Source organism: Nocardioides sp. YIM 152315, from assembly GCF_029210375.1.
Taxonomy (GTDB): domain Bacteria; phylum Actinomycetota; class Actinomycetes; order Propionibacteriales; family Nocardioidaceae; genus Nocardioides.
Window position 1 is genome coordinate 1 of record NZ_JARGER010000011.1, and the last position, 16,698, is coordinate 16,698.

At 70.5% G+C, this 16,698-nt stretch carries 17 protein-coding genes; 4 read left to right on the forward strand and 13 right to left on the reverse strand.

The genetic code is table 11. The features are described from left to right. Nucleotides 1-18: 18 nt before the first annotated feature. The 3 genes from PZ894_RS01955 to PZ894_RS01965 are packed head-to-tail and all read right to left on the reverse strand — an operon-like array spanning nucleotide 19 to nucleotide 2,689. Nucleotides 19-687 carry a hypothetical protein gene (locus tag PZ894_RS01955; RefSeq protein WP_275741930.1) on the reverse strand — a complete coding sequence of 223 codons (669 nt, stop codon included), beginning with the start codon at nucleotides 685-687 and terminating at the stop codon, nucleotides 19-21. A gap of 33 nt (nucleotides 688-720) precedes the next feature. Beyond that, nucleotides 721-1,164 carry a DUF1707 domain-containing protein gene (locus PZ894_RS01960; protein WP_275741933.1) on the reverse strand — a complete coding sequence of 148 codons (444 nt, stop codon included), beginning with the start codon at nucleotides 1,162-1,164 and terminating at the stop codon, nucleotides 721-723. Next, nucleotides 1,157-2,689, reverse strand: a complete 1,533-nt coding sequence (locus PZ894_RS01965; protein ID WP_275741935.1) for a sulfatase — start codon at nucleotides 2,687-2,689, stop codon at nucleotides 1,157-1,159. Before PZ894_RS01965 ends, PZ894_RS01960 begins: the two co-directional genes overlap by 8 nt. 171 nt (nucleotides 2,690-2,860) lie before the next feature. Between PZ894_RS01965 and PZ894_RS01970 the strand changes: the two genes are divergently transcribed. Next, nucleotides 2,861-3,034 carry a hypothetical protein gene (locus PZ894_RS01970; protein WP_275741936.1) on the forward strand — a complete coding sequence of 58 codons (174 nt, stop codon included), beginning with the start codon at nucleotides 2,861-2,863 and terminating at the stop codon, nucleotides 3,032-3,034. A gap of 263 nt (nucleotides 3,035-3,297) precedes the next feature. Here PZ894_RS01970 and PZ894_RS01975 read toward each other — a convergent pair whose 3' ends face one another. The 5 genes from PZ894_RS01975 to PZ894_RS01995 form a co-directional block, all read right to left on the reverse strand. Next, nucleotides 3,298-3,507 (reverse strand): sigma factor-like helix-turn-helix DNA-binding protein, encoded by a 210-nt coding sequence (locus PZ894_RS01975; RefSeq protein WP_275741938.1) that lies wholly within the window; start codon nucleotides 3,505-3,507, stop codon nucleotides 3,298-3,300. Nucleotides 3,508-3,536: 29 nt separating this feature from the next. Beyond that, complete coding sequence (locus PZ894_RS01980; protein ID WP_275741940.1) at nucleotides 3,537-4,313, reverse strand: succinate dehydrogenase/fumarate reductase iron-sulfur subunit; 777 nt, start codon at nucleotides 4,311-4,313, stop codon at nucleotides 3,537-3,539. Nucleotides 4,314-4,324: 11 nt separating this feature from the next. Beyond that, a complete protein-coding gene (locus tag PZ894_RS01985; protein WP_275741942.1) occupies nucleotides 4,325-6,166 on the reverse strand; it encodes a fumarate reductase/succinate dehydrogenase flavoprotein subunit in 1,842 nt (613 codons plus the stop codon). Between the two features lie 43 nt (nucleotides 6,167-6,209). Continuing rightward, a complete protein-coding gene (locus PZ894_RS01990; protein ID WP_275741944.1) occupies nucleotides 6,210-6,992 on the reverse strand; it encodes a hypothetical protein in 783 nt (260 codons plus the stop codon). A gap of 156 nt (nucleotides 6,993-7,148) precedes the next feature. Then, nucleotides 7,149-8,645 carry a glycoside hydrolase family 16 protein gene (locus PZ894_RS01995; protein ID WP_275741945.1) on the reverse strand — a complete coding sequence of 499 codons (1,497 nt, stop codon included), beginning with the start codon at nucleotides 8,643-8,645 and terminating at the stop codon, nucleotides 7,149-7,151. 135 nt (nucleotides 8,646-8,780) lie between these two features. Between PZ894_RS01995 and PZ894_RS02000 the strand changes: the two genes are divergently transcribed. The 3 genes from PZ894_RS02000 to PZ894_RS02010 all read left to right on the forward strand — a co-directional run bounded on the left by PZ894_RS02000 (nucleotide 8,781) and on the right by PZ894_RS02010 (nucleotide 12,349). Next, nucleotides 8,781-9,482, forward strand: coding sequence for a succinate dehydrogenase cytochrome b subunit (locus PZ894_RS02000; RefSeq protein ID WP_275741947.1), 702 nt, complete (start codon nucleotides 8,781-8,783; stop codon nucleotides 9,480-9,482). 19 nt (nucleotides 9,483-9,501) lie between these two features. After that, entirely contained in the window at nucleotides 9,502-11,535 is a 2,034-nt protein-coding gene (locus tag PZ894_RS02005; RefSeq protein WP_275742031.1) for a fumarate reductase/succinate dehydrogenase flavoprotein subunit, read from the forward strand. A 70-nt stretch (nucleotides 11,536-11,605) separates the two neighbouring features. Then, nucleotides 11,606-12,349, forward strand: a complete 744-nt coding sequence (locus PZ894_RS02010) for a succinate dehydrogenase/fumarate reductase iron-sulfur subunit (protein ID WP_275741948.1) — start codon at nucleotides 11,606-11,608, stop codon at nucleotides 12,347-12,349. A gap of 216 nt (nucleotides 12,350-12,565) precedes the next feature. On the opposite strand, the gene PZ894_RS02015 is transcribed toward PZ894_RS02010, so the two are convergent. From PZ894_RS02015 to PZ894_RS02035, 5 genes are read right to left on the reverse strand one after another with little or no spacing between them, the layout of a single operon-like run. Then, nucleotides 12,566-12,787, reverse strand: coding sequence for a hypothetical protein (locus PZ894_RS02015; RefSeq protein WP_275741950.1), 222 nt, complete (start codon nucleotides 12,785-12,787; stop codon nucleotides 12,566-12,568). Beyond that, nucleotides 12,784-13,812, reverse strand: a complete 1,029-nt coding sequence (locus tag PZ894_RS02020; protein ID WP_275741952.1) for a YhjD/YihY/BrkB family envelope integrity protein — start codon at nucleotides 13,810-13,812, stop codon at nucleotides 12,784-12,786. Before PZ894_RS02020 ends, PZ894_RS02015 begins: the two co-directional genes overlap by 4 nt. A gap of 1 nt (nucleotide 13,813) precedes the next feature. Continuing rightward, nucleotides 13,814-14,335, reverse strand: coding sequence for a 2'-5' RNA ligase family protein (locus PZ894_RS02025; protein WP_275741954.1), 522 nt, complete (start codon nucleotides 14,333-14,335; stop codon nucleotides 13,814-13,816). 9 nt (nucleotides 14,336-14,344) lie between these two features. Further along, on the reverse strand, nucleotides 14,345-15,403 hold the full coding sequence (gene trpS, locus PZ894_RS02030; protein WP_275741956.1) for a tryptophan--tRNA ligase: 1,059 nt from the start codon (nucleotides 15,401-15,403) through the stop codon (nucleotides 14,345-14,347). Nucleotides 15,404-15,446: 43 nt separating this feature from the next. Further along, nucleotides 15,447-16,655 carry an MFS transporter gene (locus tag PZ894_RS02035; RefSeq protein ID WP_275741958.1) on the reverse strand — a complete coding sequence of 403 codons (1,209 nt, stop codon included), beginning with the start codon at nucleotides 16,653-16,655 and terminating at the stop codon, nucleotides 15,447-15,449. Nucleotides 16,656-16,698 lie beyond the last annotated feature (43 nt).

A 16,698-nucleotide genomic window follows, 5' to 3' on the forward strand; every position in this document is an offset into this window, starting at 1 on the left:
GAAGGGCACTTGTTGCGTTCACACCCCGAAGCGCCGCCCGCCTACCTGCGGATCCGGGTCAGAGGCGCCCTGGTCGTGGATCCTGCTGGCGTCGACGACGAACGCGCGAATGCCGCGGTCCTTCGCCGTGTTCGCGACGTCAGCGGTGGCGTCCGCCGCCGGGACGCCGAGGTTCGTCTCGGGATGCAGCTCGCGGCCCTCGGCGTACGCCAGGAAGGCCCGCGGGTCGCCGCCGTCGAGGACGACCGGGGCGAGGTCGAGCAGCACGCCGTCGAGCACCGTCGCGTAGTCGGCGTCGCCCCGCACCCACAGGCTGCTCACGCCTCCGTCGAGGTCGACGAGGGCCTCCTCGTTGGCGAGCCGGGCGTCGTCCCCGACGACGAGGGCACGCACGTCCCAGTCGCCCCGACGGGTGGGCCGTCCGCTCGTGCTGAGCTCGGCCACCAGCGCCGGGATGCCGAGCGGGGTGACCTCGATGCCGTCGAGCGTGCGCCGGGTGAGCTTGTCCCACACGAGCGCGTCGGCGTCGCCCTCGCCCAGGCGCCGGCCCTTGCGCAGCACGGCCGCCGCCTGCTCCTCCCAGTCGGCCACCGTCCAGGAGTCGGACGGGTCCGCCAGGTCCAGCGAGCCCTGCTCGGGCTCCAGCTCCTCGGGCTCGTCCAGGCCGCCGTCGACACGTTCGGTCATGGGGCGAACGATAGAAGCGGCCCGGGACGTCTGCTACAGAGTGTGACCTTTCCCGCGGTCGGGTGCTCCCACCGGCCGGCCCGCGACCAGCGTCGCCAGCGGCGGGAGCCCGGTGAAGACGACGACCCACAGCGGCCAGAAGAAGCCGCGGCCGGTCAGCCACCACAGCAGCACGCACGCGGCGCTGCACACGACGAACGCGAGCAGCTCGCGGACGGTCGGGCGCCGGGTGCGGCCGGTCGGCGCGGCGCGCACCGGCTCGAGGTCGGAGAGCAGGTGCAGGAGCGTGCCGAGCGTGACCGGGCCGGCGACCTCCGCCGTGCGGACGTCGAGCTCGCCGCGGTCGAGGCGCCCGTCGGCGTACGCCGCGGCGAAGAGGTCGCCCGCACGCTCGCGGTCGGCGTCGGTCGCCCGGATCCGCGCGTGCTCCGGACGTCGGGGATCGAGGCCGAAGCCGGCCCAGAAATCCTCAGGCATCGGCCGACTCCAGCAGGTCGGAGAGCTCGTCGGCCGCGTAGAACCCCTTCGGGCAGGTGTCCCCCGCGCACCCGCGGTAGCGCTTCGCCAAGGAGGCGAGCGCCTTGCGCACCGCGGCGTACTCCTGCACGCGCGCCAGGTTGTGGATCTCGTAGGGGTCGCGGGAGCGGTCGTAGAGCTCCTGGCCGCCCTTGCGGTAGCGGACGTAGGTCCAGGCGCCCACCCGGACGCCGAAGTAGATGCGCTGGGTGCCCGCCACCTGGTAGGCCTCGATCGGTACCACCCGCACCTGGGCGGGTGCGTCGACCCACGGCAGGATGTCGACGCCGTCGAGGGGCCGCGGCGGCTCGACACCGGCCGCGGCGAGGATGGTCGCGGCGAGGTCGGGGTTGGTCACCGCGGTCGGCACGGTGACGCCGCTCGGGAGGCCCGGACCGCGCATCAGGACGGGGATCCGCACCGACTCGTCGTAGTGGTAGAGCTTGCCGTTGAGGTTGTGGTTGCCGATCGCGTAGCCGTTGTCGGAGGTGAAGATCACCAGCGTCTCGTCCAGCTGCCCGGTCGTCCGGAGCTGGCGGAAGAGCCGGGCGACGGCCCGGTCGAGGCCGCGCGCCGCCTCGATGCGGCGCTGGTAGACGGTGTCCAGCGCGACCTTGTCCGCGGCGGTGAACTGACGGACGTTCGCCGGCGCGTACGCCGGCACATCGGGGTCGCCGTCCGGGAACGAGTTCGGCGTCCTCGGCAGTGGGACGTCCTGGTAGTGGCCGACGTCGTCCGGATCGGGCACGGTGGACTTGAACCGGCCCTGGGGGGTCCCGGCGTACTTCTTGCGCGGCGCCTCCGCGTCGACCGGCCCGCCGACGTGCGGAGCGACGTAGTTGACCCACGCGAACCACGGCTTGTCGCGGCGCTCGCCGATCATCTCCTCCGCCTGGGCGGTCATCACGTCGGTCGTGTAGCCCTGCTGGCGCTCCAGCCGGTGGTTGATGCTGAGGCGCTGGTCGAAGAAGCGGTACGTCGAGGGGTCGGGCGTCGCGCGCCAGTCGGTCCAGCCGGGTGGGACCTCGCGGGCGGTGCCGGCCTTCCCGTAGCCGTTGAGGTACTTCCCGGTGAAGAGCGTGTCGTAGTCCGCATCCTGCAGCGCCGTGGCGATCGTGTCTCGTTCGTCCCAGTCGCGCGCCTGGTAGCCGCCGGCGGGGCCGCGCACAGTCTTGGCGCCGTGGTTGTGGGCGTACTGCCCGGTGAGCAGCGACGCCCGCGCCGGCACGCACATCGGCGAGGGCGCGATGCCGTCGGCGAAGGCCACTCCTCCGCCCTCCATCAGTCGGCGGACCCGCGGCAGGTACGGCATGTCGGCGGCGGCGAGGTCGTCGACGGTCACCATGAGGATGTTCGGCCTCTGCACCGGTCGCTCGAAGGCCGGCGTCGGCGTGGGGGTCAGCACGGCCCGGGCCGACTCGGGCACCCGGCTCGGGTCGTCGATGCCGACGACGGCCAGCGCTCCGACCGCGAGGGTCGCCAGCACGGCACGCGCTGGACGTCCCCTGACCACACACCCTCCCCGACTCGACTGGTCGCGAGGTTACAACCGGACCACCCGTGGGCGCGTCTCACCCGGTGCAGGCGAAGACACGGGATCGAACGGGGCCCATGCTGGATCCGGATCGATCTTCGACTCGGGAGGGAGACGATCGACATGACGGTCATCGCACACCGGCCGCGGGGCCGGGACACGGAGGGCGAGCCGACTCGCTGGCGGGCCGCCCTGCGCGCGGTCCTGACGATCCTGCTCGTGACGGCCCTGGTCGCGGCCGCGCTCGGCGGCGCGACGTACGTCGTGTCGAAGGCGTTCGTCGCGATGCTGAGCTGACGCGGCGCGGCGGCGGTCAGATGGTCGAGGAAGGCGCCAGCCCTGGCGTCGGTGGTTGAGGAAGGCGCCTGTCTCGAAACCACCCGAGCGTCACGGTGGTTGAGGAAGGCGCCCTGGCGCCTGTCTCGAAACCACCCCTCCACAGGACACCGATAGCGGTGTGGACGAGCACAACCGCGCCCACGACCCGAGCTACGACACCGCCTACCTCCCCACCGGAAGGTCCGGTTCCACCGCAGGACGTGACAGGCAGTCCGCGGACGTCAGCCGACCTTGCGGTACTTGCGGTGCATGGTTTGTCGCGTGACACCGAGCAAGGTTCCGATCTCGGCCCAGCTCAGACCCTGGTGTCGGGCCCGTCGAACCGCGACCTCCTCGCGTCGAGCCAGCTCCCGTTTGGCCTCCGCGACGGCCGCCAGCTCCGCCACGACGCCGCCGCCGTCCCCATCGTGCGCCTCCACCGAAGTCCTCATGCCTGTCAGCATATGCTGACAGGCATGCACTAGACCTCGGTCCGGCCGTCGTTGTCGCGGTTGCGGAGGCCGATCTTGTTGCCGAGCCAGACCAAGGGGTCGTACTTGCGGTCGGCGACACGCTCCTTCATCGGGATGATCGCGTTGTCGGTGATCCTGATCCCCTCGGGGCAGACCTCCGTGCAGCACTTGGTGATGTTGCACATCCCGATGCCCGCGGCCTCCTGCGCCAGCTTGCGCCGGTCGTGGGTGTCGAGGGGGTGCATGTCGAGCTCGGCGTACCGCAGGAAGAACCGCGGCCCGGCGAACGCGGGCTTGTTCTCCTCGTGGTCACGCACGACATGGCAGGTGTCCTGGCACAGGAAGCACTCGATGCACTTGCGGAACTCCTGGCCGCGTTCGACGTCGATCTGCGCCATCCGGCGCTTGCCGTCGGCGTCGCGCGGCCCGAGCTCGGCATACGGGAGCTCCTTGGCCTTCTCGTAGTTGTACGACACGTCGGTCACGAGGTCGCGGATGACGGGGAAGGCCCGCATCGGGGTGACCGTGATCGTCTCCTCCGGCTCGAAGTCCGACAGTCGCGTCATGCACATCAGCCTGGGTCGACCGTTGATCTCGGCGGAGCAGGAGCCGCACTTGCCGGCCTTGCAGTTCCAGCGGATCGCGAGATCACCCGCCTGGGTGGCCTGCAGCCGGTGGAGGGCGTCGAGGACGACCTCGCCCTCGGACACCTCGACCTCGTAGTCGCCGAGGTCGCCGCCCGACTGGTCGCCGCGCCAGACCCGCATCTTCAGCGTGTAGCCCATGTCGGTCCTCCTCAGTCGAAGTACTTCTCGAGCTCGCCCGGCATCACCGGCAGCGGCTTCTCGGACAGGTCCACGCCGGTGCCGTCGGCGTCGAGGCTGACGACGAGGTTCTTGGTGCCCCACACCTCGTTGTCCGTCAGGGGGAAGTCGTCGCGGGTGTGGCCGCCGCGCGACTCCTCACGCGCCAGCGCCGCCTTCGCGACCGCCTCCGAGACGAGCAGCATGTTGCGCAGGTCGATCGAGAGGTGCCAGCCCGGGTTGTACTGCCGGTGCCCCTCCACGACCATCGCCTTCGCCCGCTCCTTGAAGAGCTCGATCTCGCGCAGCGACTTCTCGAGCTCCGCGGCGGTGCGGATGATGCCGACCAGGTCGTTCATCGACTGCTGGAGGTCCTGCTGGATGGTGTACGGGTTCTCTCCGCCTCCCCCGGATCCAGCAGAGACCTCGAAGGGCGCGAGCGCGCTCGTCTTCGCGGCCTTCACGTCGTCCTCGCGGACCGCCGGCCGCGCCGACAGTCCGGCGGCGGACGACGCCGCGTGCTCGCCCGCGCGCTTGCCGAACACCAGCAGGTCACCGAGCGAGTTGCCGCCCAGCCGGTTGGAGCCGTGCATGCCGCCGGAGCACTCGCCGACGGCGTACAGCCCGGTGACCGCGCTCTCCTGGGTGTCCGCGTCGACCTCGACGCCGCCCATCACGTAGTGGCAGGTCGGCCCGATCTCCATCGCCTCCTGGGTGATGTCGACGTCGGCGAGCTCCTTGAACTGGTGGTACATCGAGGGCAGCCGCTTGCGGATGAACTCCGGCGACCGGCGCGACGCGATGTCGAGGAAGACGCCACCGTGCGGTGACCCGCGGCCCGCCTTGATCTCGGAGTTGATCGCGCGCGCCACCTCGTCACGCGGCAGCAGCTCGGGCGGGCGGCGGTTGTTCTTCTTGTCCTCGTACCAGCGGTCGGCCTCCTCCTCGGTATCGGCCGTCTCCGCCTTGAAGAACTCCGGGATGTAGTCGAACATGAAGCGCTTGCCCTCGGAGTTGCGCAGGATCCCGCCGTCTCCGCGCACCGACTCGGTGACCAGCAGGCCCTTCACCGAGGGTGGCCAGACCATGCCGGTCGGGTGGAACTGCACGAACTCCATGTTGATCAGCGCGGCGCCCGCACGGAGCGCGAGCGCGTGGCCGTCGCCGGTGTACTCCCAGGAGTTCGACGTCACCTTGAAGGACTTGCCGATGCCGCCGGTCGCGAGGATCACCGTCGGCGCCTCGAACGCGACGAAGCGGCCGGTCTCGCGCCAGTAGCCGAACGCGCCGCTGACCCGGTCGGCGTCCTTCAGCAGCTCGGTGATCGTGCACTCCATGAACACGTCGATGCCGAGTTGCACGGTGCGCTGTTGGAGGGTGCGGATCATCTCGAGGCCGGTGCGGTCGCCCACGTGCGCGAGCCGGGCGTACTTGTGGCCGCCGAAGTCGCGCTGCGAGATCAATCCGTCGTCGGTGCGGTCGAAGAGCGCGCCCCAGTCCTCGAGCTCCTGCACCCGCTCGGGCGCCTCCTGCGCATGCAGCTGCGCCATCCGCCAGTTGTTGAGCATCTTCCCGCCACGCATGGTGTCGCGGAAGTGCACCTCCCAGTTGTCCTCGGGCCAGCGGTTGCCCATCGCCGCCGCGATGCCGCCCTCGGCCATCACCGTGTGGGCCTTGCCGAGCAGCGACTTGCAGACGACCGCGGTGCGCGCGCCCGCCTCGTGGGCGGCGATCGCCGCGCGGAGCCCCGCTCCGCCGGCGCCGACCACGACCACGTCGTACTCGTGCCGCTCCATGCCGCCCTCACTGGCGCCGGACATCTCGTTGCCTGTCATGGGGTGCCGGTCACTCATCGGAAATGCTCAGCTCCTCGGAGGATCAGAAGAATCGCGGGTCGTCGAAGGCGCCGGTCGCCAGCAGGTAGACGTAGAGGTCGACCAGGGCCACCGAGAAGAGGGAGTACCAGGCGTAGGTCCCGTGCCGGGCGTTGAGCTTCGAGACGAAGGTCCACATCCGGTAGCGCACCGGGTGCTTCGAGAAGTGCCGCAGCCGGCCGCCGGTGATGTGGCGGCAGGAGTGGCACGAGAGCGTGTACAGCCAGATCAGCACGATGTTGATCAGCATCAGCACCGTGCCGAGCCCCATGTGGATCCCGTCCGACTCGCCCTCGGCCGGCCGGAACGCCAGCACCGTGTCGAAGGTCAGGACGCAGGCGACCAGCACCGCGGCGTACCAGAACCAGCGGTGGATGTTCTGCAGGATCAGCGGGAGGCGGGTCTCGCCGGTGTACTTGCCGTGCGGCTCGGCGACCGCGCAGGCCGGCGGTGAGAGCCAGAACGCCCGGTAGTAGGCCTTCCGGTAGTAGTAGCAGGTCAGCCGGAAGCCGAGCGGGAAGATCAGGATGAGCAGCGCCGGCGAGAGGTTCCACCAGCTGAACGGCTGCCCGAAGTCCGACGACCCCTCGATGCACGAGTCGGTGAGGCAGGGCGAGTAGAACGGCGAGAGGTAGGGCTCCGAGAAGTAGTTGTCACCGGCGAACGCGCGCCAGGTCGCGTAGACGACGAACGCGGCGAAGACCACGAACGTCGTTGCCGGGTAGAGCCACCACGTGTCGGTGCGGAGCGTCTTCACCCCGATCCGGGCCCGGGTGGGGCCATTCACACCTGTCGATCCTGCTGACCCCTGCGTTGCTCTGGTCTCTCGCGCGTCGGTCGACGCCATCGCCACCTCCGGTGGGTCGGGTGCCAGTGCAGTCTGCACAGTCGTCGCCGGTTGTGAAAGGGGCCACACCGAAGATCTCGAGAACCGGTTCCGCGGTCAGTCCTCGTAGACGGCCACCCAGTCGACGTAGATCTGCTGCTCGACGGCATGCTCCGGGTCGGACAGGTCGCGCATGTTCTTCTGGTTCCAGTCCCGCGTCAGGTTGCTCAGGATCACGCGGCTGGGCTTGTAGGCGCTCTGGTCCTGCAGCGAGGCGACCAGGTTGCCGTCGTAGTAGAAGTCGTAGCCGAGATGGGTCCAGTGCACCGCGTACACGTGGAAGGCCTCGCTCGGGCTCTGGAGCTCGGCCGGCACGGGGTACTCCGCCCCGCTCAGCGGGCTCGGGAACGCGAACTTCTGGGGGCTGGATCGCAGCGGGCTGCCGTCACCGTCCCAGTTGGCGGTGATGCTGTCGCCCCAGATCGTGCGGCCGTTGAACTCCGCGACGTCGACCTCCGCCCGGCCGCGGCCGTAGCCCTCGGCACTGAGCCAGAAGGCGCCGTAGCTGCCGGCCCGCGCGGTCTGGAACTTCACCCGCGCCACGAACCAGCCCCGCGCCTGGGTGAACGAGGTGGTCTGGACGTGCCCCTGGAGCAGGTGCTGGAGCTGGCCGTCCGCGGGGTCGGCCGACGTGCACGGACCGGGCGCCTCGGGGTCGGGCAGCACGCCGAGGGTCAGGACGCCGTTCGCGACACTGCGGGCCGCAGCGGAGGCCTTCTCGCACATCATCTGCGGAGCCACGCCGTACACGTCCTGGCCGGGCCGGTCGACCCACTTGGCCGGGTCGAAGGTGTCGAACTCGTCGACGAACGTCGGGGCGCCGGCCGGCGTGTCGGCCAGCTCGGCCGACAGGCTGGTGGCCTCAGCGACCCCGTGCCACGCGTGCGCCACGGCGCGGTACTCCTGCGCCCCCCAGGCCCGGAAGTAGGCCTGGCCGGAGTCGTCCGTGGTCAGTGACGTCATGGGCTGCCATGCGTCCTGGCTCCCCGCGGCACGGACGTAGACGTCGATCGGTCGCTCGGCGCGAGCCGGCGAGACGGTCACCACCGCCCGCGCCGCGGCCACCGACAGCGCCTCCGGGTCGACGCCGGGGGCGATCAGCCGGGGCTGCACCTCGATGCGGACCGTCTGCGGGACGTACCTCACCTGGACGGGGTCGGAGTAGACCGGCTCGTCGGTGAGACCCGGGTCGACGTACGTGCGGAAGGTCGACGTGCCGTCGAACTGGTCGAGCGTCACCTCGGGGAAGGCGTAGTGGCCGTGATGAACGGTGTCGACCTCGCCGACGTCCGACCACGCACCGGTCGCGTCCTGCCGTTGCAGGCCGACCGGTAGCCCCGTGAACGACGCGCCCTCGACACTCGCGACCCCCCGCACGCGGAACGTCTCTCCCGGCATCCGGGTCTGAGGTGCCGAGACCCGGACCTGGGTGTGGGCCGCCTCCGGCCCGGGGCCGGGGCGCGGGTTGCCCTCCCAGACGACCGTCACCACACTCACCACTGCCACGGCGACCACGACGGCGGACGCGGCGGTCACCACGATCGAACGGTGCATCTGGTCCTCTCGCGCGGTCCGGCCGGTCCCCGCCATTGTGCCGACCGGGCGAAATCGGGCTCATCCGGCAACGCGCTCTAAGTCACACTCACCCACGGACTGATAGCGCTTCCACCCGGGGTAGCGTGGCCCTTCGTGGCAACGACGACCTTGGTGACCGGTGCGCGGGCGTCGCGCTCCACCATCACACTCAAGCTCCTGATGGCCGCGAGCGGCCTCGTCTTCATCCTGTACGTGCTCGCGCACATGTACGGCAACCTCAAGGCCTTCGCGGGCCACGACGCCTACAACGAGTACGCGCACCACCTGCGCACGCTGGGCGAGCCGATGCTCCCCTACGAGGGCTTCCTCTGGATCATGCGCGCGGTGCTGATCGTGGCGCTGGTCGTCCACGTGTACGCCGCGGTCCGACTCGGGCACCGGGCCATCCACGCGCGCAGCCAGAGGTACGTGGTGAAGAAGAACCTCGCCTCGTCGTTCTCCTCGCGCTGGATGCGCTGGGGCGGTGTCGCCATCCTCCTGTTCGTGATCTGGCACCTGATCAACTTCACGATCGGCAAGGTCAACGTCGCGGGCGGGGAGACCAACGACCCGTACAACCTGCTCGTCGACACCTTCGACACCTGGTGGATGACGGTCATCTACCTGCTGGCCATGTTCGCGCTGGCCCTGCACCTGCACCACGGCACCTGGAGCGCCGCCCAGACGCTCGGCCTGACCAACAACGCGCGGGCACGCCGCAACGCCAAGGCACTCGGCTGGATCCTCGCGGTCGTCATCGCCGGCGGCTTCTCCCTCGTCCCGATCTTCGTCCTCGCGGGCGTCATCTCCAAGTAAGGGGCAGCACATGACCGACATGCCTGACACCACGCTGACGGGCGACCCCTCCCACGACGCCCCTGCCGAGCACGGCGACGACGCGGTCGGCTACTACACGCCGGGTGACCCGATCAGCGACACGAAGTCGCCCGAGGGCCCGATCTCCGAGCGCTGGCAGACCCGCAAGTTCGAGGCCCGCCTCGTCAACCCCGCCAACCGCCGCAAGCTCGACATCATCATCGTCGGCACCGGCCTGGCCGGCGGCTCCGCGGCCGCGACGCTCGGCGAGGCCGGCTACAACGTGAAGTCCTTCTGCTACCAGGACTCCCCGCGCCGCGCGCACTCGATCGCCGCGCAGGGCGGCATCAACGCCGCGAAGAACTACAAGGAGGACGGCGACTCCGTCCACCGCCTCTTCTATGACACCGTCAAGGGCGGCGACTACCGCTCCCGGGAGTCGAACGTCTACCGGCTCGCCGAGGTCAGCACCAACATCATCGACCAGTGCGTCGCGCAGGGCGTCCCGTTCGCCCGCGAGTACGGCGGCCTCCTCGACAACCGCTCGTTCGGCGGCGTCCAGGTCTCCCGCACGTTCTACGCCCGCGGCCAGACCGGCCAGCAGCTGCTGATCGGCGCCTACCAGGCGATGGAGCGCCAGGTCGCGGCCGGCACCGTCGAGCAGTTCACCCGCCACGAGATGCTCGAGCTGATCGTGGTCGACGGCAAGGCGCGCGGCATCGTCGCCCGCGACCTGGTCACCGGTGAGATCCAGACGCACCTCGCCGACGCGGTCGTGCTCGCCAGCGGCGGCTACGGCAACGTCTTCTACCTGTCGACCAACGCCATGGGCTCCAACGTCACCGCGAGCTGGCGCGCGCACCGCAAGGGCGCCTACATGGCCAACCCCTGCTACACGCAGATCCACCCGACCTGCATCCCCGTCACCGGCTCGCACCAGTCGAAGCTGACGCTGATGTCGGAGTCGCTGCGCAACGACGGCCGGATCTGGGTGCCGAAGAGCAAGGCGGACTGCGACAAGGACCCGCGTCAGATCCCCGAGGCCGACCGCGACTACTACCTGGAGCGGATCTACCCGTCCTTCGGCAACCTGGTGCCCCGCGACATCGCCTCGCGCGCGGCGAAGAACGTCTGCGACGAGGGTCGCGGCGTCGGACCGGAGGTCGACGGCGTACGCCGGGGCGTCTACCTCGACTTCGGCGCGGCGATCGAGCGTCTGGGCCGCGACGCCGTCGAGGAGAAGTACGGCAACCTCTTCGACATGTACGCCCGGATCACGGGCGAGAACCCCTACGAGACGCCGATGCGGATCTACCCGGCGGTCCACTACGTCATGGGCGGCCTGTGGGTCGACTACGACCTGCAGTCGTCGATCCCCGGCCTGTTCGTGACCGGCGAGGCGAACTTCTCCGACCACGGCGCCAACCGCCTCGGCGCGTCCGCGCTGATGCAGGGCCTCGCCGACGGCTACTTCGTGCTGCCGCACACCATCCGCGACTACCTCGTGGACGGACCGTTCGAGAAGATCGACGAGTCGCACCCAGCCGTCGTCGAGGCCCGGCGGTCCGTGCAGTCGCGGGTCGACCACCTCCTGTCCACCAACGGCACCCGCAGCGTCGACTCCTACCACCGCGAGCTCGGCAACATCATGTGGGAGTACTGCGGCATGGAGCGGAGCGAGGACGGCCTGAGGAAGGCCATCGACCTGATCCGCACCCTCCGCGACGACTTCTGGCGCAACGTGAAGGTCCTCGGCACCGCCGAGAGCCTCAACCAGTCGCTGGAGAAGGCCGGCCGGGTGGCCGACTTCCTCGAGCTCGGCGAGCTGATGTGCATCGACGCGCTCAACCGTCGCGAGTCCTGCGGCGGCCACTTCCGCGCCGAGTCGCAGACCGAGGACGGCGAGGCCCTGCGCCATGACGACCAGTTCGCGTACGTCGCGGCCTGGGAGTTCGGCAGCGACCCCGACTCCGGCGGGATGGGACTGCCCGTCCTGCACAAGGAAGACCTCGTCTACACGGCCATCGAGATGAAGCAGCGGAGCTACAAGTAATGAATTCACCCCACGAAACCCTGCAGGGACTCGCTTCACTCGTGCGGAGCATGCTTGCGCGGGGGCCCCGATGAAGGTGACCCTCAAGATCTGGCGCCAGCCGGACGCCGCGTCGCAGGGCGCGATGCACACCTACGAGCTGGACGGCGTCTCCGAGGACATGTCGTTCCTCGAGATGCTGGACGTCCTCAACGAGGACCTCGTCGCCAGGGGCGAGGACCCCGTCGCGTTCGACTCCGACTGCCGCGAGGGCATCTGCGGCATGTGCGGCCTGATGATCAACGGCCAGGCGCACGGCCCCGAGGTCACCACGACCTGCCAGCTGCACATGCGGTCCTTCAAGGACGGCGACGAGATCGTCATCGAGCCGTGGCGCGCCGACGCCTTCCCGGTCGTCAAGGACCTCGTCGTCGACCGCGGCGCGTTCGACCGGATCATCCAGGCCGGCGGCTACATCTCGGTCAACACCGGCTCCGCACCGGAGGCGCACTCGGTGCCCGTCCCCCGCGACGACGCCGTCCGCGCGTTCAACGTGGCCACCTGCATCGGGTGCGGCGCGTGCGTCGCGGCCTGCCCGAACGGCTCGGCCTCGCTCTTCATGGGTGCGAAGGTCACCCACCTGGGCGAGCTGCCGCAGGGACAGCCCGAGCGCGACAGTCGGGTCGTCGGCATGGTCGCCCAGCACGACGCCGAGGGCTTCGGCGGCTGCACCAACATCGGCGAGTGCACCGCGGCCTGCCCCAAGGAGATCCCGCTCGACGTGATCTCCCGCCTCAACTGGGACCTGCACGCCGCCCTGCGCCACGGACACTGAGCCGAGGCGGCCGCCGCGCCCGCACCGCCCGCAGGTTCATCACGGGATGAGGGTGGAGTTTCGCCCCCCAACCGGGCGCGGATTCATCAAGGGACGACGGTCAAGCCGCGCTTCCCGGGGTGAACTCGCCGAGGGAAGCGCGGTATCGCCTTCATCCCCTGATGAAGCGCCGACCGCGGGGCCGACCCCAGGCCGGTCCCGGGCCGACCCGGGCGGTCAGGCGCGCTTGCGCAGCCCCCTGACGCCGAGCACGGCGAAGACGACGCCCAGGCACAGGTTCACGACGATCAGGCCGGTGTGGGCGATCCAGTAGCCCTGCGGGCGGTCCTCGCCGGAGGCGTGCGCGTCGTACAGGTTGCGGGCGAACATGGTCCAGGTCAGGAAGCTCCACGCCGCCACGGCGACGAGGAACCAGCCCGTCTTGCGTCCCACTGTCATCTGCTCCTTCTCGAGAACCGGCGGACCACGGCCACCAGGCCGAGCATGGTGGCCGCGCCCGCAGCGTACGGCGCCGCCCACGGGTGCTCGACGTCGGGACGCCGCACCGGCGGCGACGGCGGGCCCGCGACCGGCGCCGCCACGGGGACCGGCCGGGCCGCCCGAGCGGCGGGCGAGGTGTGCGCCCAGGCAGCGGCGTAGAGCACGAGCTGGGAGAAGTAGCTGATCCACACGAGCACGATCAGCGCGATGCCGAAGGCCTGGAAGGCGGGGCTGCCCTGGGTCAGCCGGATCAGCAGCCCGGAGACCTGCTTGAGCACCTCGAACCCGATCGCGCCCAGGAGGGCGCCGGACCACAACGACCGGCGCGGGGTGTGCGGGTCGGCGAGCAGCACGAACATGACGAAGAAGAGCAGCATGTTCGCGAGGAACCCCAGCACGACGGTGAGCAGCCGGACCAGCCAGCCGAGCTCGTCGTCGAGGCCGAGCCAGTCCAGCACCTGGTCGGAGAACCCGCCGACCAGCCCGGCGACGGCGACCGACACGAGCAGGATCACACCGATGACGCCGAGCGTGGCGAGGTCGCGGAGCTTGCCGAGGACGAAGCTCGGCTGCTCCCTCGCCGGCACCTCGAAGACGGTCTGCAGCGCGCTGCGCATCGCCGCCAGCCACCCGAGCCCGGAGTAGAGCAGCACGACCGCGCCGATGATCCCGACAGCGCCGGCCGCCCGCTCGATGTCGCTGATCTGCACCTGGGTGTCACCGGTCCCGATCAGCCCCGGCATGACGGCGTCCAGCGCCTCGGTGAGGTTCTCGTCGGCCTCGTCCCACACCTTCGCCAGCCAGCCGACCACGAAGAACGCCAGCGCCAGCACGGGGAAGAAGGAGAGGAACGCGAAGTAGGTGACCGCACCGGCCTGCTGACCCGCCTGCACCCCCGAGTAGTGCTCCTGCACCCTGACGACGTGGTCGACCAGCGGGCTCCGTCGCCGGACCCGCGCCACCCGCTCCCCGAGAGCCGGCACGTCAGGACTCCGCGGCCGCCAGCGAGAACTGCCGCGTCGGCTGCCAGCCGATGGCCTCGTCGTGCACGTAGAGGTGGAACTCCCCGACCAGGAACTCGCACTCGAAGCCGGCCAGCTCCGCGAAGGCCCGGTCGAGCAGCGCGTCCTCGAGGTGGTGGGCGATGGTGACGTGCGGGTGGTAGGGGTGCTCGAGCACCACGTCGAGCGGCCCGCTGCGTACGGCGTCGGCGAGTCGTTCGCAGTGCGAGATGCCCTCGACGAGGGTCACGAAGACCACCGGCGAGATCGGCCGGAACGTGCCCGTGCCACGCAGGTGGACGCGGAAGCTGTCGAGGTCGGCGGCGGCCCGAGCCAGGTGCTGCTCGACGCCGGGGAGGTCGGCCGCCGCGATCTCCGTGGGGGGGACCAACGTGATGTGGGTCGGGATCATCGCCGCCGTGACGTCGCCGACGGAGGTCCGGTAGTCCTGCAGCTCGGTCGCCCAGGGCTCCGGGATCGCGACCGCCACTCCAATCGTCGGCATTCTCGGACCCTACTGGGCCGCCGCCACGAAGCCGACCCGCTGGTAGACGTCGCGCAGCGTGCCGGCGGCGACCGCGCCGGCCTGCTCGGCACCGCGCCGGAGCACGTCGGTGAGGTAGGACTGGTCGTCGAGCAGCTCGAGCGTGCGCGTGCGGAACGGCGTGACGAAGTCGATCACGACCTCGGCCAGGTCCTTCTTGAGGTCGCCGTACCCGCGGCCGGCGTACTCGGCCTCGAGATCGGCGGTCGAGCGGCCCGTCAGCGCGGAGTAGATCGTCAAGAGGTTGCTGACGCCGGGCTTCGCGTCGGGGTCGAAGTGGATCTCGGACCCGGAGTCGGTGACCGCCGAGCGGATCTTCTTGGCGGAGATCCTGGGGTCGTCGAGCATCTCGACGATGCCGGACGGGGAGGAGGCCGACTTCGACATCTTCGCGGTCGGGTCCTGGAGGTCGGTGATCTTCGCGGTCGCCTTCAGGATGTAGGGCTCCGGCAGCCGGAACGTCTTCTTGTAGCGGCTGTTGAAGCGCTGGGCGAGGTCGCGGGTCAGCTCGAGGTGCTGGCGCTGGTCCTCGCCGACCGGCACGTAGTGGGGCCGGTAGAGCAGGATGTCGGCGGCCTGGAGGACCGGGTAGGTGAAGAGGCCGACGCTGGCCGCGCCCTCGCCGCCCCTCGCGGACTTGTCCTTGAACTGCGTCATCCGGCGCGCCTCGCCGAAGCCGGTCAGGCATTGGAGCACCCAGCCGAGCTGGGCGTGCTCGGGCACCTGGGACTGCACGAAGATCGCCGAGCGGTCGGGGTCGATGCCCATCGCGAGCAGCTGCGCGGCCGCGCGCAGCGTCCGCTCGCGGAGCACCTTCGGGTCCTGCTCCACCGTGATCGCGTGCAGGTCGGCGATGAAGAAGAACGGCTGGTAGTCCTGCTGCAGGTCCACCCACTGCCGCAGCGCGCCGAGGTAGTTGCCGAAGTGGAACGAGTCGGCCGTCGGCTGGATGCCGGAGAGCACGCGGGGCCGGGAGGTGCCGGAGCCCTGCGCCGACAGCGCGACCTCGGAGGCGGTCGTGGTGGACATGGCGGTCATTCTTCCGGATGGAGCTACGGCGGGCGCGGCAGGGTCAGCCGGTCCGGCGGTGCAGCGCAGCCGACCAGAACAGCACGGCGATGCCGGCCACCGAGAGTGCAGCCCCCACGAGGGCCGGCGCGCGGTAGCCGTGACCGGCAGCGATCACGAGGCCGCCCAGCCACGCGCCGAGCGCGTTGGCGATGTTGAGCGACGCGTGGTTCATCGCGGCGCCGAGCGTCTGCGCCTTGCCGGAGACCGACATCAGCCGCAGCTGCAGGTTCACCACGAGCACCGAACCGGTCGCGGTCACCAGGAAGATCACCGGCAGCAACCACCAGCCGTACGGCGCGACCGCCCAGACGACCAGCATCACGAGCCCGGAGGCGGCGCCCGACCAGATCAGCGTGCGGAAGACCGACCACTCGGCGAGCCGACCCGCGAGCCAGGTGCCCGCGACCATGCCGACGCCGAAGGCCGCCGTGAAGACCGGCACGGCCGACTCGGACAGGCCGCCCACGTCGGTGACGGTCGGTGCGATGTAGGAGTACACGGCGAAGAGCCCACCGAAGCCGACGGCACCCGCGAGGAGGGTGAGCAGCGCCTGGCCGTTGCGGAAGAACAGCATCTCCCGCCGCCCCGTCGCCTCGGGGTCGCCGGGCACGCGGGGCACGAAGGTCAGCACCATCAGCACGGTGACCAGGGCGAGCCCCGCGGTGGAGAGGTACGCCGCGCGCCAGCCGACCTGCTGGCCGAGCCAGGTGGCGGCGGGCACGCCGACGACGTTCGCGACGGACAGGCCGAGCATCACGCTCGCGACCGCGCGCCCGCGGCGGCCGGGGGCGGCCAGGTCGGCGGCGACCAGCGACGCCACCCCGAAGTAGGCACCGTGCGGCAGCCCGTCGAGGAACCGAGCGGCGAACAGCACGCCGTAGCTGTCGGCGAGCGCGCTGAGCACGTTGAACGCGGCGTACGCCGCCATCAGGCCGACGAGGAGCGCGCGACGCGGCAGCTTCGCCCCGAAGACGGCGATCACCGGTGCGCCGACGACGACGCCGAGCGCGTACGCCGAGATGACGTGACCGGCCTGCGGGATCGAGATGCCGACACCGTCGGCGACCTGCGGGAGCAGGCCCATCGTCACGAACTCGGTGGTGCCGATCGCGAAGCCACCGATCGCCAGGGCGAGGACCGCGAGCCGGTAGTGGCTCGCGGGCGTCGGCGACCGGTCGGTCGCGGCAGGGGTGGGTGCAGTCGTCGTCACAGGGGGCGGGACCTTCCGGTGTCTGGTCGGATCGCGGCTGACG

What these genes read in the sequence shown, in the direction of transcription:
- PZ894_RS01955 (WP_275741930.1), bottom strand. Translation starts at nt 687, where the DNA reads ATGACCGAACGTGTCGACGGCGGCCTGGACGAGCCCGAGGAGCTGGAG.
- PZ894_RS01960 (WP_275741933.1), bottom strand. Translation starts at nt 1,164, where the DNA reads ATGCCTGAGGATTTCTGGGCCGGCTTCGGCCTCGATCCCCGACGTCCG.
- PZ894_RS01970 (WP_275741936.1), top strand. Translation starts at nt 2,861, where the DNA reads ATGACGGTCATCGCACACCGGCCGCGGGGCCGGGACACGGAGGGCGAG.
- PZ894_RS01975 (WP_275741938.1), bottom strand. Translation starts at nt 3,507, where the DNA reads ATGAGGACTTCGGTGGAGGCGCACGATGGGGACGGCGGCGGCGTCGTG.
- PZ894_RS01980 (WP_275741940.1), bottom strand. Translation starts at nt 4,313, where the DNA reads ATGGGCTACACGCTGAAGATGCGGGTCTGGCGCGGCGACCAGTCGGGC.
- PZ894_RS01985 (WP_275741942.1), bottom strand. Translation starts at nt 6,166, where the DNA reads ATGACAGGCAACGAGATGTCCGGCGCCAGTGAGGGCGGCATGGAGCGG.
- PZ894_RS01995 (WP_275741945.1), bottom strand. Translation starts at nt 8,645, where the DNA reads ATGCACCGTTCGATCGTGGTGACCGCCGCGTCCGCCGTCGTGGTCGCC.
- PZ894_RS02005 (WP_275742031.1), top strand. Translation starts at nt 9,502, where the DNA reads ATGCCTGACACCACGCTGACGGGCGACCCCTCCCACGACGCCCCTGCC.
- PZ894_RS02010 (WP_275741948.1), top strand. Translation starts at nt 11,606, where the DNA reads ATGAAGGTGACCCTCAAGATCTGGCGCCAGCCGGACGCCGCGTCGCAG.
- PZ894_RS02015 (WP_275741950.1), bottom strand. Translation starts at nt 12,787, where the DNA reads ATGACAGTGGGACGCAAGACGGGCTGGTTCCTCGTCGCCGTGGCGGCG.
- PZ894_RS02025 (WP_275741954.1), bottom strand. Translation starts at nt 14,335, where the DNA reads ATGCCGACGATTGGAGTGGCGGTCGCGATCCCGGAGCCCTGGGCGACC.
- trpS (WP_275741956.1), bottom strand. Translation starts at nt 15,403, where the DNA reads ATGTCCACCACGACCGCCTCCGAGGTCGCGCTGTCGGCGCAGGGCTCC.